The organism is Actinosynnema pretiosum, from assembly GCF_024171695.1.
Classification (GTDB): Bacteria; Actinomycetota; Actinomycetes; order Mycobacteriales; family Pseudonocardiaceae; genus Actinosynnema; species Actinosynnema pretiosum.
Window position 1 is genome coordinate 537,407 of sequence record NZ_JAMTCF010000002.1, and the last position, 15,270, is coordinate 552,676.

The 15,270-nt window shown below is 74.0% G+C and carries 10 protein-coding genes and 1 pseudogene; 6 read left to right on the forward strand and 5 right to left on the reverse strand.

The features are described from left to right. Positions 1–167: 167 nt before the first annotated feature. A pseudogene (locus tag LV78_RS05770) lies at positions 168–4,424 on the reverse strand (ATP-dependent helicase); the annotation flags it as partial. 301 nt (positions 4,425–4,725) lie between these two features. Here LV78_RS05770 and LV78_RS05775 point away from each other — a divergent pair. Together LV78_RS05775 and LV78_RS05780 are read left to right on the forward strand one after the other, a co-directional pair. Then, positions 4,726–6,699, forward strand: a complete 1,974-nt coding sequence (locus LV78_RS05775) for an Hsp70 family protein (protein ID WP_253843666.1) — start codon at positions 4,726–4,728, stop codon at positions 6,697–6,699. Between the two features lie 51 nt (positions 6,700–6,750). After that, complete coding sequence (locus tag LV78_RS05780) at positions 6,751–7,959, forward strand: MFS transporter (RefSeq protein ID WP_253843667.1); 1,209 nt, start codon at positions 6,751–6,753, stop codon at positions 7,957–7,959. Between the two features lie 10 nt (positions 7,960–7,969). Here LV78_RS05780 and LV78_RS40570 read toward each other — a convergent pair whose 3' ends face one another. Continuing rightward, the gene (locus LV78_RS40570) at positions 7,970–8,095 is read right to left on the reverse strand and encodes a hypothetical protein (protein ID WP_256373867.1); all 126 of its coding nucleotides are present in this window, start codon (positions 8,093–8,095) and stop codon (positions 7,970–7,972) included. 164 nt (positions 8,096–8,259) lie between these two features. Between LV78_RS40570 and LV78_RS05785 the strand changes: the two genes are divergently transcribed. From LV78_RS05785 to LV78_RS05795, 3 genes are all read left to right on the forward strand, one after another. Further along, on the forward strand, positions 8,260–8,454 hold the full coding sequence (locus tag LV78_RS05785; protein WP_015800260.1) for a DUF3046 domain-containing protein: 195 nt from the start codon (positions 8,260–8,262) through the stop codon (positions 8,452–8,454). 175 nt (positions 8,455–8,629) lie between these two features. Next, positions 8,630–9,673, forward strand: coding sequence for a recombinase RecA (recA, locus tag LV78_RS05790; RefSeq protein ID WP_096492038.1), 1,044 nt, complete (start codon positions 8,630–8,632; stop codon positions 9,671–9,673). Positions 9,674–9,762: 89 nt separating this feature from the next. Beyond that, positions 9,763–10,281, forward strand: a complete 519-nt coding sequence (locus LV78_RS05795) for a regulatory protein RecX (protein ID WP_253843668.1) — start codon at positions 9,763–9,765, stop codon at positions 10,279–10,281. A gap of 433 nt (positions 10,282–10,714) precedes the next feature. Here LV78_RS05795 and LV78_RS05800 read toward each other — a convergent pair whose 3' ends face one another. The 3 genes from LV78_RS05800 to edd all read right to left on the reverse strand — a co-directional run bounded on the left by LV78_RS05800 (position 10,715) and on the right by edd (position 14,518). Then, positions 10,715–11,407: a YqeB family protein gene (locus LV78_RS05800; protein ID WP_253843669.1), complete on the reverse strand. Its 693-nt coding sequence runs from the start codon at positions 11,405–11,407 to the stop codon at positions 10,715–10,717. A 604-nt stretch (positions 11,408–12,011) separates the two neighbouring features. After that, positions 12,012–12,650, reverse strand: a complete 639-nt coding sequence (eda, locus tag LV78_RS05805; protein WP_253843670.1) for a bifunctional 4-hydroxy-2-oxoglutarate aldolase/2-dehydro-3-deoxy-phosphogluconate aldolase — start codon at positions 12,648–12,650, stop codon at positions 12,012–12,014. Further along, on the reverse strand, positions 12,647–14,518 hold the full coding sequence (edd, locus tag LV78_RS05810; RefSeq protein ID WP_253843671.1) for a phosphogluconate dehydratase: 1,872 nt from the start codon (positions 14,516–14,518) through the stop codon (positions 12,647–12,649). The genes eda and edd overlap by 4 nt, the downstream gene beginning before the upstream one ends. 225 nt (positions 14,519–14,743) lie before the next feature. Between edd and LV78_RS05815 the strand changes: the two genes are divergently transcribed. Further along, entirely contained in the window at positions 14,744–15,037 is a 294-nt protein-coding gene (locus LV78_RS05815; RefSeq protein WP_253843672.1) for an Rv0250c family protein, read from the forward strand. The last annotated feature ends 233 nt before the right edge of the window (positions 15,038–15,270 follow it).

The following is a 15,270-nucleotide window of genomic DNA, read 5'->3' on the forward strand; positions in this document are numbered from 1 at the left end:
GCAGACCTGGCAGATCCTGCTGACCAGTTCGGCTCCGGCCCAGACCAGTCCGGCCCAGACCAGTCCGTTCCAGGGGCACCCGACCCCGGTGCCCCTGACTCCGATGTCCCCGTTTCAGGCCCGCCCGTTTCAGGCGCTCCCGGTTCCGGCCACTCCGACTCCGTCCGGCCCGGTGGGGCCGACAGGGCGCGCAGGCGGTCCACCGCGCCCCTCGCCGCGAACTGGGCCGCGCCCAAGCCCTCGACCACGTAGCCGCGCACCACCTGGCCCGACTCCTCCATCGCGCGCAGCACCCGGTACACCGCGCTGAAGCCACCGGTCACCCGTTCGGTGTCCAGCGCGCCCCTGGTCAGCACGCCGTGGCGCTCCAGGAACGCCTCCGCCCGCGCGTGCGCCCTGCGCGTCGGGTCCGGCGACGGCACCACGGCCAGCGACCAGCGGCCCGCCACCGTCGGCGGACCGGTTCGGCTCGGCATGTCCGGGCGGGTCGCGCGCATCCGCGCGTAGCGGCCCCTCGGCGTCGCGCGCTTCGGCTTGTGCGCGCCGCCGCCCGACACCAGCGCGCGCAGCGGGGCCAGGGTGTCGTTCGTGACCAGGCCCGCCCACACCAGGTCCCACAGCGCGCCGACCACCTCCTGATCGGTCGTCGGGCCCTGCAGCGCCACCCGGTCCACCACCTGCTGGAAGAACAGCGCCCCGCCCGCCAGCGCCTCCACCACGGCCGTGTGCAGTGGCGACTCCGGCGCCGACTCCGGGACCAGGTCCGGCAGCAGCAGGTCCGCCACGTCGGTCGGGGCCAGCGCCACCCAGCCGTCACCGCCCGCCAGCGCCCCGCACCCCGTCCAGGTCACCTCGCCCGCCGCGGTCAGCTCGTCCAGCAGCGCCGGGTGGTAGCCGGGCAACCGGGCGGGCAGCAGCAGCGACTCGACCGCGCTCGCGGGCAGCGGCGCGCCTGCCAGCTGCTCGACCACCGCGTACACGTCGTCCGCCGTCGGGGCCCCGCGCACCCGCCTGCCGACGCCGTGCCAGCCCGGCAGGAACCGGCCCAGCGCGGCTGGCTCCACCGGTTCCACCTCGGAGCGCAGCCTGGCCAGCGACGACCTGCGCAACCGCCGCAGCACCTCCGCGTCGCAGTACTCGGTGTGCGTGCCGCCCGGCCGCAGCTCCCCGCGCACCAACCGCCCCGTCGCGGCCATCCGCTCCAGCACCCCGGTCACCACGGCCACCCCGAGCCCGAACCGCTCCGCCGCCTGCCCCGCCGGGAACGGCCCGTGCGTGCGCGCGTACCGGCCCAGCAGGTCGCCCAGCGGATCGGCCACCGGCTCGGTGAACACCTCGGGCACGCCCACCGGCAGCGCGACGCCCAGCGCGTCCCGCACCCGCCCGGCGTCCTCGATCGTGATCACCCGCTCGTGGCCCGCGATCCGCACCCGGATCGCCCGCCGCGCCGCCACCAGCTCGGCCAGCCACTCCGGCCGCACACCCCGGTCGGCGGCCTCCTCCTCGGACAGGTCGCCGAGGAACCGCAGCAGGTCGGCGGCCCCCTCGGCGTCCCGCGCGTGCCGGTCGGGCGCGAGCCGCTGCAGCGCCCGCTCGACCTCCTCCAGCACCTCCGGGTCGAGCAGCTCCCGGATCGCCTCCGACCCCAGCAGCTCCGCCAGCAGCGCCGAGTCCAGCGACAGCGCCGCCGCCCGCCGCTCGGCCAGCGGGGTGTCCGCCTCGTACAGGAACATCCCGACGTACCCGAACAGCAGGCTCCGCGCGAACGGCGACGGCGACGGCGTCTCCACCTCCACCACGCGCACCCGCCTGGCCCGCACGTCGGCCATCAGCTCCCGCAGCCCCGGCACGTCGTACACGTCCTGCAGGCACTCCCGCATCGCCTCCAGCACCACCGGGAAGCTCTCGTACTTCGAGGCGACCGACAGCAGTTGCGCCGCTCGCTGCCGCTGCTGCCACAGCGGGGTGCGCCGCCTCGGATCGCGCCGGGGCAGCAGCAGCGAGCGGGCCGCGCACTCCCGGAACCTCGCCGCGAACAGCGCCGACCCGCCCACCTCGGCGACCACGACCTGCTCCACCTCGTCCGGGTCGAGCAGCACGTCCTCCGCCCCGGCGACGGCCTGCCCGCCCTCGGCGTCGACCGCGTCCGGCAGCCGCACCACGATCCCGTCGTCCGAGTGCGCCACCTGCGCGTCCACCCCGCGCCGCTCCCGCAGCCGCGCCCCGATCGCCAGCGCCCACGGCGCGTTGACCTGCGCCCCGAACGGCGAGTGCACCACGAGCCGCCAGTCGCCCAGCTCGTCGCGGAACCGCTCCACCAGCACCGCCCGGTCGCTGGGCACGTGCCCGGTCGCCTCGCGCTGCTCCTTCAGGTAGGTCAGCAGGTTCGCCGTGGCCCACTCGTCCAGCCCGGCCGCCGCCGCGCGCCCCACTGCCTCGGGCTCGGGCAGCGCCGACACCTCCCGCAGGAACCGCCCGAGCGCCCGCCCCAGCTCCAGCGGCCTGCCCGGCGCGTCGCCCTTCCAGAAGGGCATCCGCGCGGGCTGGCCGGGCGCGGGCACCACGACCACGCGGTCGTGCGTGATGTCCTCGACCCGCCACGACGAGGTGCCCAGCAGGAACGTGTCGCCCACCCGCGACTCGTAGACCATCTCCTCGTCCAGCTCGCCCACCCGCGAGCCAGGCTTGGCCTCCGAGGCCGGGGTCATCACCGCGAACAGCCCCCGGTCCGGGATCGTGCCGCCGGAGGTCACCGCGAGCCGCTGCGCGCCCGGCCGCCCGCGCAGCTCCCCGGTGACCCGGTCCCAGGTGATCCTCGGCCGCAGCTCGCCGAACTCCTCGCTCGGGTACCGGCCCGCCAGCATGTCCAGCACCGCCAGCAGCGCCGACTCGGGCAACCCGGCGAACGGCGCCGCCCCGCGCACCACCCGCGCCAGGTCCTCCACCGACCACGGCTCCAGCGCGACCATCGCCACCACGTGCTGCGCCAGCACGTCGAGCGGGTTGCGCGGGTACCGCACCGCCTCGATCGCGCCGTCCCGCATCCGCTCGGCCACCACCGCGCAGGACACCAGGTCGCCCCGGAACTTCGGGAACACCACCCCGCGCGACACCGCGCCCACCTGGTGCCCGGCCCGGCCGACCCGCTGCAACCCCGACGCGACCGTGGGCGGCGCCTCCACCTGCACCACCAGGTCCACCGCGCCCATGTCGATGCCCAGCTCCAGCGACGAGGTCGCCACCACGCACGGCAGCCGCCCCGACTTCAGCTCCTCCTCCACGGACGTGCGCTGCTCGCGCGACATCGACCCGTGGTGGGCGCGGGCGATCACCGGCCCCTCCTGGACCGTCACCCCCGACTGCCCGACCGCCGCTGCGGGGAACCGCGCCACCGCCGAGCCCGACCCGTCCGGACCCGCACCCCCGCCAAAGCCGTCCGCACCAAGGCCGTCCGCACCGGGACCACCCGCACCGGAACCGTCCATGCCGGCCCCACCGCCCTCGGCCGCCTCGGCCGCCAGCTCGTTGAGCCGCGCCGTCAACCGCTCCGCCAACCTGCGCGAGTTCGCGAACACGATCGTCGACCGGTGCTCCCGCACCAGCTCCAGCACCCGCTGCTCCACCGACGGCCAGATCGACGTCCGCCGCTCACCGCCCGCCGCCGACCCGCTCACCTCGCCGGTCGGCTCCCCGAGCGCCGACATGTCCTCGACCGGGACCTCGACCCGCACCTCGATCGTCTTGGCCGACTCCGGCTGCACCACCCGCACCGGCCGCCCGCCCGCGAGGAACGCCGACACCTCCTCCACCGGCCGCACCGTCGCCGACAGCCCGATCCGCTGCGCGGGCCGCTCCAGCAGCCCGTCCAACCGCTCCAGCGACAGCGCCAGGTGCGCGCCGCGCTTCGTGCCCGCCACCGCGTGCACCTCGTCCAGGATCACCGTCCGCACCCCGCGCAACGAGTCCCGCGCGGCCGAGGTGAGCACCAGGAACAACGACTCCGGCGTGGTGACCAGCACGTCCGGCGGCTTGCGCGCGAACGCCCTGCGCACGTCGGCGGGCGTGTCCCCGGTGCGCATCCCGACCTCGATGGCGGGCTCCGGCAACCCCAGCCTGCGCGAGGCCTGCCGGATGCCCGCGAGGGGCGCCCGCAGGTTGCGCTCCACGTCCACCGCCAGCGCCTTCAGCGGCGACACGTACAGCACCCGGCACCGCTCGCGCGGCTCCTCCGGCGGCGGTTCCTGGGCCAGCCGGTCCAGCGCCCAGAGGAACGCGGCCAGCGTCTTGCCGGACCCGGTCGGGGCGATGACCAGCGCGTTCTCCCCGGCGGCAGCGGCCTCCCACGCCCCGGCCTGCGCGGCCGTGGGCGCGGCGAAAGCACCGGCGAACCACTGCCTGGTCGCCGGTGAGAAAGCGGTCGTCACATCCACGGGGCAATCTTGACCGACCGCACCGACAGAACCGGGGCGAAGATCGTTCCGAGGGCTTCCCGGGCCGGTTTCCCGCACTTTTCGGGGGTGTCCGCCAGTTGATCACCAGGGAGTCTCCGGAAGGTCATCTGACCTGCGCCGGAACCGCCCCCGCCGACACCGCGCGACCCGCCGTGGGTAAAGATGAGCCTCACTCGGCGGAGTGAATCTCACCTCGTCGCACATCTTCCCGAGACGCCACCGGCGCCCAACGCGGTGTGGGACGATCACGCCGCTTGCGGACGGAGAGGTGAACATGCGCGTCCTGTCGGTCGACCTGGGGACTTCCAACACCGTCGCGGTACTGGCCGCGCACGGCAGGCCACCGAGGGTGGTCGAGGTGGACGGCTCCGCGACCATGCCCTCCGCCATCTACTGCGAGGAGGGCGGCTCGCTGGTCGTCGGCCGCGACGCCGAGCGCAGGGCCCGCCTCGACCCGTCCCGCTTCGAGCCCAACCCCAAGCGCCGCGTCGACGAGGGCGCGCTGCTGCTCGGCGACGACGTCGTGCCGGTCACCGACGCCCTCGCCGCCGTGCTGCGCCGCGTGCTGGAGGAGACCAACCGCCAGCTGGGCGGCGAGAAGATCGACGAGATCCGGCTCACCCACCCCGCCGAGTGGGGCGCGACCAGGCGCAACGTGCTGCTGTCCAGCGCCAGGCTCGCGGGCGCGGACTGCGAGATCCTGCTGTTCCCCGAGCCGGTCGCCGCCGCCTCGCACTACGCCTCGCTGTCCGTCGGCCAGGCCCTGGCCGTCTACGACCTCGGCGCGGGCACCTTCGACGTGGCGATCGTCGGCGCGACCCGCGACGGGTTCACCGTCCTCGCCTCCGACGGCCTGCCCGACCTGGGCGGGCTCGACGTGGACCAGGCGCTGCTGGAGCACGTCGGCCGCCAGGTCGCGCACCGCGACCCGGCCCGCTGGCAGCGGCTGCTGCGCCCGGAGAGCACCGGCGACCGGCGGGCCAGGCGCGCGCTCCAGGAGGACGTGCGGGCGGCCAAGGAGTCGCTGTCGCGGCACCCGCACACCGAGGTCCCGATGCCGGAGCCGTTCGAGGACGTGCTGGTCACCCGCGCGGACCTGGAGGCGCTGGTCAGGCCGAGCATGCTGCGCAGCGTCGAGCTGCTGGCCTCCACGATCGGCTCCACCGGCATGACGCCCGGCCAGCTCGCGGGCATCTACCTGGTCGGCGGCTCCAGCCGCATCCCGCTCGTGGCGAACATGATCTCCGAGAAGGTCGGCGTCGTCCCGACCAGCCTGGACCAGCCGGAGACGGCCGTCGCGCTCGGCGCGCACCACGTGCCCAGGGACGGGGTCGCGACCAGGCCCGACCCGCAGCCCCAGCCGACCGGCGACTCGCCATCGGCCACCACCGCCTACCTGCCGCCGATGGTCCACGGGCAGGGCACGCCCGCGCAGGGGACCCCGGCGTCGAACCCGATCGCGCAGACCCCCGCGAGCAGCGGTCCGCACCAGGTCAACCCGGTGATCAGCGGGGCGCACCAGGTCGGTCCGAGCACCGGCGGGCACCCGGTGAACCCGGCGGCCAGCGGCCCGTACCCGGTGAACCCGGCGATCAGCGGCCAGCACCCCAACCCGTCGGTGACCGCCCCGTACGGCCCGCAGCAGTTCAACTTCCCCACCCTCGCGCCGCGCCAGCCGGAGCAGAGGAAGGCGGGCAACCGGAACAAGGTGCTCCTGTCGGTCGGCGGCGCGCTGGCCGCGGTGCTGCTGGTCGTGGGCGGCGTGGTCGCGTTCTCCGGGTCGGGCGTGCCGACCGCCGAGGAGTGCAAGAGCGACACCGCCAAGGACGACAAGGGCTTCACCACCTGCCTGCGCCACCTCGCGGGCGCGGTCGCCGACACCGCCGAGTGCAAGGCGGGCGGCACGGCGGGCGTGTCCGGCGCGATCACGGTCAAGGGCTCGGTCGTCAGCTGCGCCTTCAAGGACGACTACTCGGTGCAGTACGTGCTCACCGAGACGATCACCGGGGCCGAGCGGGACGCGGGCGCGGTCGTCGCCTCGCTGAAGTCCGACGTGGTCAAGGCGCGCTGGGGCGGCAACGGTCTGCAGGGCACCTACCAGGCCTCGGCCGACGGCGGGCTCGGGCTGCTGACCTTCGTCGCCGAGGGCAGGCCGCTGCTCGGGATCGTCACCAAGAGCGGCAGCGCGGACCTGACGGCGGACGCGCTGGCCGACTTCTTCGAGAAGAACGTCCAGCCGGGGACCTGACCCCCGTCCGGTCGCTACCGCGCGCGCCCGCGTGACCGGACGATCGACCGCGTGGTCATCGCAGCGGAACCGGTCCAGCGGCGGGTGCTCAAGGTGCTGGCGGTCAGCCAGGTGCTGGGGTCCTCCGGGATCGCCACCGGGTTGGCGCTGAGCGCGCTCGTCGCCGTGTCGCTCTCGGGCGTGGAGGCGGTGGGCGGGTTCGCGCAGACCTGCGCGGTGGTGGGAGCCGCGCTGTCCGCGCTGCCCGCCGCCCGACTCGCCCAGCGCGCGGGACGGCGGCCCGTGCTGGTGCTCTGCTACGGCGTGGGCGCGGTGGGGGCGCTGCTCGCCGCCGTGGCCGTGGTGCTGGGGTCCTGGCAGTTGTTGCTGCCGTCGTTGGTGCTGTTCGGTGCCGCGGGCAGCGCGAACCTGGCCGCCCGGTACGCGGGCGCCGACCTGGCCGCGCCGCACGAGCGCGCCCGGTCGCTGGCGCTGGTGGTGTGGGCGGCGACGGTCGGCGCGGTGGCGGGGCCGAACCTGGCCGCGCCCGCCGGTCAGGCCGTCGCCGGGCTCGGGCTGCCCGAGGGGAGCGGGGCCTACCTGGTGTCGGCGCTGCTGTTCGGGGCCGCCGCGCTGGTCGTGCTGCGGTTCCTGCGGCCGGACCCGCTGCTGCTGGCGCGGGGGAGCGCCGCCGAACCCGTCGTCGTCGGGCCGCGCGGCCGGGTGTGGCCGTCGTTGCCCGCCTCGGGGCGGGTGGCGGTGGTCGGGATCGCGGTCAGCCACGGGGTGATGGTCGGGCTGATGGCGATGGCGCCGGTCCACGTGGGGCACGCGGGCGGGTCGTTGTCGCTGGTCGGGGTGCTGGTGAGCCTGCACGTCGCGGCCATGTACGGGCTCAGCCCGCTGGTGGGCTGGCTGGTCGACCGGTGGGGCGGCGGGGCGGTGCAGGCGCTCGGGGCGGCGCTGCTGGTGGCCGCCGCCGCGCTCGTGGGCAGTTCGGCGGGGGACGATCCGGTGCGGCTGGGGATCGGGCTGGTGCTGCTCGGGCTCGGCTGGTCGTGCGGGGTGATCGCGGGGTCCGCGCTGCTCACCGAGGTCGTGGCCGGGGCCCGGCGGACGGCCGCTCAGGGCCTGTCCGACCTGTGCATGAACTGCGCGGGCGCGCTGGGCGGGGTGCTGGCCGGGCTGGTGGTGACCGCCTGGTCCTACGCCGCGCTGGGGCTGCTGGCCGGGTTCGTGGTGCTCCCGGTGCTGGTGGTGGCGGTGCTGCGGGTGCGGTGAGGGGGCCGGTTCAGCGCTTGCGGTTCATCCAGAGGTGCCGGGCGCCGACGACGATCGCCGCCAGCAGGCCCGCGATCACGGCGATCGTGCCGATCGGGGAGGACAGGCCGGTCGGGTCGCTCTGGAGGAGGATCACGCCGTCCAGGTTAACCGCCACCGGCGCTCGGGGCGGGGGTCGCGCCGCCGACCCACGACCGTTACCGGCCTCCCGATCCAGTGATTCCAGGCGCCCTCGCCAGGGTGACGAGGGCCTCGGCTGCGGTGTCCGGGTCCCCGTTCCTGCGCGCTAGCCTGGCAGCGATGCGCAACACGGTGTTCCGGAAGCTGATGGCGGACGAGTTCGGGCAGGTCAGGTCGGAGGTGCTGGCCAGCGAGCACGTGCTGTCCGCGCTCGGCGGGCGCACGCCCGACCAGGCGTTGGACGTGGGGCTGCCCGCGAAGGAGATCTGGCTGGCGGTGTGCGACGCGTTCGACGTCCCGGAGCACCGCCGCTGAACACCGGGCGTGGCGGCGACGCGGTCGAACACCTGTTCGGCTACACTCGCCAACCACAACCGGGTGATCCCAAACCCGCAGGTCACCGGGCCGCCGTCGGAAATTGTCGTACCCCGCCCGTACCGTCGGCCCCGACAACGACGAGCGACCCAAGACAAACCGAGGTGGACTCCAGATGGCACCCCAGGCACCCGACCGGGACAAGGCACTCGAACTCGCCCTGGCCCAGATCGACAAGCAGTTCGGCAAGGGCTCGGTCATGCGGCTGGGCGAGGACGGCCGCGCGCCGATCGAGGTGATCCCGACGGGCGCGATCGCGCTCGACGTGGCGCTCGGCATCGGCGGCCTGCCCCGAGGCCGGGTGGTCGAGATCTACGGTCCGGAATCCTCCGGTAAGACCACCGTGGCGCTGCACGCGGTCGCCAACGCCCAGCGCAACGGCGGCATCGCGGCGTTCATCGACGCCGAGCACGCGCTCGACCCCGACTACGCGCGCAAGCTGGGCGTCGACACCGACGCGCTGCTGGTGTCCCAGCCGGACACCGGTGAGCAGGCGCTGGAGATCGCGGACATGCTGGTGCGCTCCGGCGCGCTGGACATCCTGGTCATCGACTCGGTGGCGGCGCTGGTGCCCCGCGCCGAGATCGAGGGCGAGATGGGCGACAACCACGTCGGCCTCCAGGCCCGCCTGATGAGCCAGGCGCTGCGCAAGATCACCGGCGCCCTGAACTCCTCCGGCACCACGGCGATCTTCATCAACCAGCTGCGCGAGAAGATCGGCGTCATGTTCGGCTCGCCCGAGACCACGACCGGTGGCAAGGCGCTGAAGTTCTACGCGTCGGTGCGGCTCGACGTGCGGCGCATCGAGACCCTGAAGGACGGCGGCGAGCCCGTCGGCAACCGGACCAGGGTCAAGGTCGTGAAGAACAAGGTGGCCCCGCCGTTCAAGCAGGCCGAGTTCGACATCCTCTACGGCCAGGGCATCAGCCGCGAGGGCTCGCTCATCGACATGGGCGTCGACCAGGGCATCCTGCGCAAGTCCGGCGCCTGGTACACGTACGAGGGCGACCAGCTCGGCCAGGGCAAGGAAAACGCCCGGAAGTTCCTGCGGGAGAACCCGGACGTGGCCAACGAGATCGAGAAGCGCATCAAGGAGAAGCTCGGCATCGGCGCGACCCTGGAGGCCGACGACACCGCGCCCGCGCCGGTCGACTTCTGATCGCTGTGCGGGGTGGACGAGGCGGGAGGGGCTCGGGGCGGCGCGGTCGCGAGCCCGAGCTCACCGCTGACGGAGAGCCGGTCGACGAGGTGCCCGTCGACCCGGTGAAGGAGCAGCGCAGGGCGACGGACATCTGCTACGCGCTGCTCACCGCACGCGCCCGGACCAGGGTCGAGCTCCGGGATGCCCTGCTGCGCAAGGGCATCCCGGAGGAGATCGCCGAGACGGTCCTGGGCAAGTTCGACCGCGCTGGGCTGATCGACGACGCGGCGTTCGCCGAGGTGTGGGTGCGGACGAGGCACACGCACCAGGGGCTCGGACGGCGGGCGCTGGCGCGCGAGCTGCGCACGAAGGGCGTGCCGGACGAGGTCGCCGCCGAGGCGGTGGCCGCTGTCGACGACGAGGCGGAGCGGGAACGGGCGCGGGAGCTGGTGCGCAAGAAGCTGCGCACCCTGGCGAACGTGGACGACACCACCAGGATTCGGCGGTTGGTGGGGGCGTTGGCGCGCAAGGGGTACGCGGAGGGGATGGCGTACGGGGTGGTGAAGGAGGAGTTGAAGGCCTACGGGGAGGAGACCGAGCTCCTCGACGACCACCTGCGGGGGTAGCGGCTGCCGTGCGGGTCGGGTGACGGGCTGCGGTGCGGGCTGGGTAACGGGCTGCGGTGCGGGTGGTGACTGCCGCCTGGGTGGGGCCGTCTGCGCTGGGCGGGACCACCGGTGCGGGAGTGTGCGGCTGCGCGGGTTCCGGGCAGGTCTGGTGCTCCGGACAGGTCTGGTTTCTGGCGGGGCGCGGTGAAGGCCCGTGGTTGAGGAACCCGCTGGGCCGGAGCCTGCCGTGCGCGGGGTGATCAGGAGGAGCTGATCAGCCTGGCGTGCTGGGACGGTGTGCCGGGTGCCGGGTGCCGGGTGCCGGGTGCCGGGTGCCGGGTGCTGGTGAGCCGGTGTGCGGGTGTCCGTGAGGCCGGGGCAGTGACTGCGGGCCTAGCTCGTGAGCCGGAGCAGTGTGCCCGCAGCGGGCGCCCGTGGTGGCGCCGGGTCGTCAGCGTGGGGTGGTGTGGCGCCAGAACTGGCGCTTCTTCTTGTCCTCGCGGACTGCCAGGCCCATGCGGGTGAGTTCTTCGCGGAGTCCGGCCGCGTCTTCCTGGTCCAGGTTGCGGAGGGCCTCGGCTCGGGCCTTGAAGATCTGGTCGGCGCCCTGGGGGAGTTCCGGGTTGCCCTCGATCCAGCGGCGGTAGTCGGCGCGGTGGGGGTCGCCGTCCTCCAGCCACGGGTAGCCGTGGGACTGGAAGGCGTTGGCGATGTTCTCCGCGATCAGGTCCGACTTGTCCCTGGCCAGCTCCTCCGAGTTCAGGCCGAGCAGGACCAGGTCCTTGCCGTCCAGGAAGACGCCGGAGATCTTGGTGCGGTCGAAGGTCCGGCTCTTGCCGCCCCGGTAGAACACCGCGTTGTCGTCGCGGACGGCCACCGAGAGGCGTTCGTGGGCCGCGATGAACGACACGACCAGGCCCAGCACCGCGCCGATCGCGATCACGCCGATCGTTCCCCACGGTTCGGGGACGACGTTCAGCAGGCGGAGCGGGCCGTCGAACGGGACGAAGGGCAGGGAGAGGATCCACTTCGCGGCCAGCTTGAGCAGCCAGAGCGCGACCGCGCCCACTACCGGGAAGCCGACCCAGATCAGGCTGACCTGCCAGGTTGGTTCGGCGACCACCGTGGTGCGACGAGTGTCCATGCTCCCCTCTCCTCCGAATGCCCGTTCAACCTACCGCCATAGGGGTGACGGCCGGGACTTTGGGGCGGGACCCCTGCGGAGAGTCCGGGAAACCGGTGAACGGGACACCTTCGGGACCCCTTCAGGACCCCTGCGGGGGACGAGCGGGAGTGATGAGCAGCCTGTGGTTGTCGCTGACCGCCGCCAACCACCGCTGGCCGCCGCTGGCCGTCGCTAACCACCGCTGGCCGCCGCTGGCCGTCGCTAACCGCCGTTGGCCGCCGCTGGCCGTCGCTGGCCGCCGCCAACTGTTGCTGGCCGTCGCTGGACCTGAATGGTCGCTGGTCAGAACTGGGGAGTTGCTGAACGCGGTGGTGCTGGAGGTGGTAGCCGCTGCTGGGCATTGGCGGGTATCCGCTGGGTGCGGAGTGCGCTGCTGGGGACGCTGGCCGCTGCCAGGTGTCGACTGGCATCGACGGCGGCCGTTGAGCGTCACTGGGCGCTGCTGGGCATGGTGGGCGTGGTGGGCGGAGCGATCACCACGGGGGTGTGGAACGAGCGGAGCGGCGGCCCCTCGGGACCGCCGCTCCTGGGTCGTGCGTGGTGCTCGTGCGTCGTCGGTCGGTCAGCGCAGGGCCGCCGCCGCTCGGGCCAGGGACTCGACGCGGGCGTAGTCGCCCGACAGCAGGGCGTCCTTCGGGGCCAGCCACGAGCCGCCGACGCAGCCGACGTTCGGCAGGGCCAGGTAGCGCGGGGCGGTGTCCACCGTGATGCCGCCCGTCGGGCAGAAGCGCAGGCCCGGCAGGGGGCCGCCGATCGACTTCAGGTAGTCCGCGCCGCCCGCCGCCTCGGCCGGGAAGAACTTGAGGGCGGTCAGGCCGCGCTCGGCCAGGCGCATGGCCTCGGAGACGGTCGCCGCGCCCGGCAGGAACGGCAGGCCCGTGTCCTCCGCCGCGCCCAGCACCCGGTCCGTGCTCCCCGGAGTCACCAGGAAGGCCGCGCCCGCCTTCGCCGCCGCCGCCGCGTGCTCCGGCGCGGTCACCGTGCCCGCGCCGATCACGATCTCCGGCACCTCGGCGGCGACCCGTTCGATCGCCTCCAGCGCCGCCGGGGTGCGCAGGGTCAGCTCGATGACGCCGATCCCACCGCGCAGCAGGGCCTGCGCCAGCGGCACTGCGTGCTCGGCGTCGTCCACGACGACGACCGGGACGACGGGGGACAGCGCCAGCAGATCCTGGGCCGTCGCGTGTGCTGCGGTGGTCACCGGCTCACCTCCTGGTTACTCAGCCCCGCGAAGTGCGAGGCGGCGATCGGGCCGAACACGCTGGCTCCCCGGTCGGCGGGACCGACCGACCGGCGCAGCGCCGCGAACAGCTCGCGACCCGTGCCGGTCCAGGACTGCGCGTCCGGGGGGAAGTCCACCAGCTCTCGTGCGCCCAGTTCAACCGGGTCCACCAACGCGTCCAAAGTGGCCGCTCCGGCGTCCACCCGCAGCACGTCGCCGTCGCGCACCCGCGCCAGCGGACCGCCGACCGCGGCCTCCGGGGTCACCTGGATCGCGGCCGGGATCTTGCCCGACGCGCCGGACATGCGGCCGTCGGTCACCAGCGCGACCTTGAACCCCCGGTCCATCAGCACGCCCAGCGCGGGCGTCAGCTTGTGCAGCTCCGGCATCCCGTTCGCCTGCGGCCCCTGCTGCCGCACCACCACGACCACGTCGCGGTCCAGCTCACCGGCCTTGAACGCGGCCCCGAACGCCTCCTGCGAGGTGAACACCCGCGCGGGCGCCTCCACGACCCGGTGCTCCTCGGCCACCGCCGACACCTTGATCACCGCGCGGCCCAGGTTGCCGGACAGCATCCGCAGCCCGCCGTCCGCCGAGAACGGGTCCGTCGCCGGGCGCAGCACCGCCGCGTCCAGGGTCTCGGTCGGGCCGTCGCGCCACACCAGCTCGCCGTCCACGAGCACCGGCTCGCGGCGGTACCGGTCGAGGCCGGGGCCCGCGACCGTGCGCACGTCCCCGTGCAGCAGACCCGCGTCCAGCAGCGTCCCCACCAGGAACTGCACACCACCGGCGGCCTGGAAGTGGTTGATGTCCGCGCCGCCGTTGGGGTAGACCCGCGCCAGCAGCGGCACCACCGAGGACAGGTCGGCGAAGTCGTCCCAGCCGAGCTCGACGCCCGCCGCCGACGCGATCGCCACCAGGTGCATGGTGTGGTTGGTCGACCCGCCGGTGGCCAGCAGCGCGATCACGCCGTTGACCACGGACTTCACGTCGACCACGTGTCCGATCGGGGTGAACTCCTCGCCCCGGCTCAGCGCGACCGCGCGCCGCGCCGCCTCCTCGGTCAGCGCCTTGCGCAGCGGCGTGCCCGGCGGCACGAACGTCGCGCCAGGCAGGTGCAGGCCCATGACCTCCACGACGAGCTGGTTCGAGTTCGCCGTCCCGTAGAACGTGCAGGTGCCGGGGCTGTGGTACGAGGCGGCCTCGGCTTCGAGCAGGTCCTCGCGGGTGGCCTTGCCCTCGGCGAACAGCTGCCGCACGCGGGCCTTCTCCTTGTTCGGCAGCCCCGACTCCATGGGCCCGGCGGGCACCAGGATCGCGGGCAGGTGGCCGAACGAGAGCGCGCCGATCAGCAGGCCGGGCACGATCTTGTCGCACACGCCGAGCAGCAGCGTCGAGTCGAACATGTCGTGCGAGAGCGCGATGGCCGTGGACATGGCGATGACGTCGCGGCTGTACAGCGACAGCTCCATGCCCGCGCGGCCTTGCGTGACGCCGTCGCACATCGCGGGCACGCCGCCCGCGAACTGGGCGATCCCGCCCGCCCCGCGCGCCGCCTCCTTGATCCAGGAGGGGTACTCGTCCATCGGCTGGTGCGCCGACAGCATGTCGTTGTAGGCCGACACGATGGCGACGTTGGGCTTGCGCACGGCGCGCAACGCCTGCTTGTCGCCCCCGGTGATGCCCGCGAACCCGTGGGCCAGGTTGCTGCACGCGAGGTCCCCGCGTGCAGGCCGCCCTTCGAGCGCGGCGGCGTTCACTCGTTCGAGATAGGCGGACCGGCTTGCTGCGCTCCGGGCGGCAATGCGGGCCGTCACTTCTGCGACGACGGGGTGCAGGTCGCTCATTGCTCTGCGTCTCCGGTGGGTGATCACGGGCTGTGGTGGCCCCGGTGGACGACAGCGCTGGCGTCGCACGGAAGGACGTGACAGCGCACACACTAGGTGACGGGAGGGCTTGATCACAAAAACGATTCAGAATCCGGACGGACCCACACGGGTGTGTGGCCCTTGTCACAGTGGCGCGGAGCGTGCAGAGTCGGACGCCGGAACACGCCCAGGGAGGTCCCCGACATGACGTCCTCCGAGATCGCCGAACTGCGCCGCGCGGTCGGCAGGCTCCGCCAGGCCGTCGTCGCGGTGCGCGCCCGCCACGGCGACGTGCCCGCCGTGCGACGCCTGGCCAACGACGTGGAGCGGCTCGACATCGACGCCGCCGACCTGTCCGAGGCGCCCGTCGCGCCCCGGCCGCGACAGGCCCCCGACGTGGAGCGGGAGGTGGTGGTCGTGCCCGACACGCCCTACGACTCCTCGCTCTGGCACGACGCGGACGACGAGGGGCTCGGCGGCTACCGGCAGCGCCGCTGACCCCGCACGACCGGCGGCCCCCGCACCCTCGGCGCGGGGGCCGTTCGCGTTCCCGGAGGAGAGCGGCGGGTGTCCGGGCGGGGCGCGCGGGCGGTTCGGGGCGGTGATCGTCCCACCCTGTGGACGAAGGTCGCCCGGTCGTGGTGGAAACCCCCGGAAGCGCCATATGGGACGCCCGATCCGGGCATCACCCGGATGGGGAAACGACAGGAACCGGGCACGGAAGCAAGGTC

Excerpts from the sequence above, each read along its gene's own strand:
- LV78_RS05800 (WP_253843669.1), bottom strand. The coding sequence starts at position 11,407 with ATGGACACTCGTCGCACCACGGTGGTCGCCGAACCAACCTGGCAGGTC.
- LV78_RS05785 (WP_015800260.1), top strand. The coding sequence starts at position 8,260 with ATGCGCAACACGGTGTTCCGGAAGCTGATGGCGGACGAGTTCGGGCAG.
- recA (WP_096492038.1), top strand. The coding sequence starts at position 8,630 with ATGGCACCCCAGGCACCCGACCGGGACAAGGCACTCGAACTCGCCCTG.
- LV78_RS05775 (WP_253843666.1), top strand. The coding sequence starts at position 4,726 with ATGCGCGTCCTGTCGGTCGACCTGGGGACTTCCAACACCGTCGCGGTA.
- LV78_RS05815 (WP_253843672.1), top strand. The coding sequence starts at position 14,744 with ATGACGTCCTCCGAGATCGCCGAACTGCGCCGCGCGGTCGGCAGGCTC.
- edd (WP_253843671.1), bottom strand. The coding sequence starts at position 14,518 with ATGAGCGACCTGCACCCCGTCGTCGCAGAAGTGACGGCCCGCATTGCC.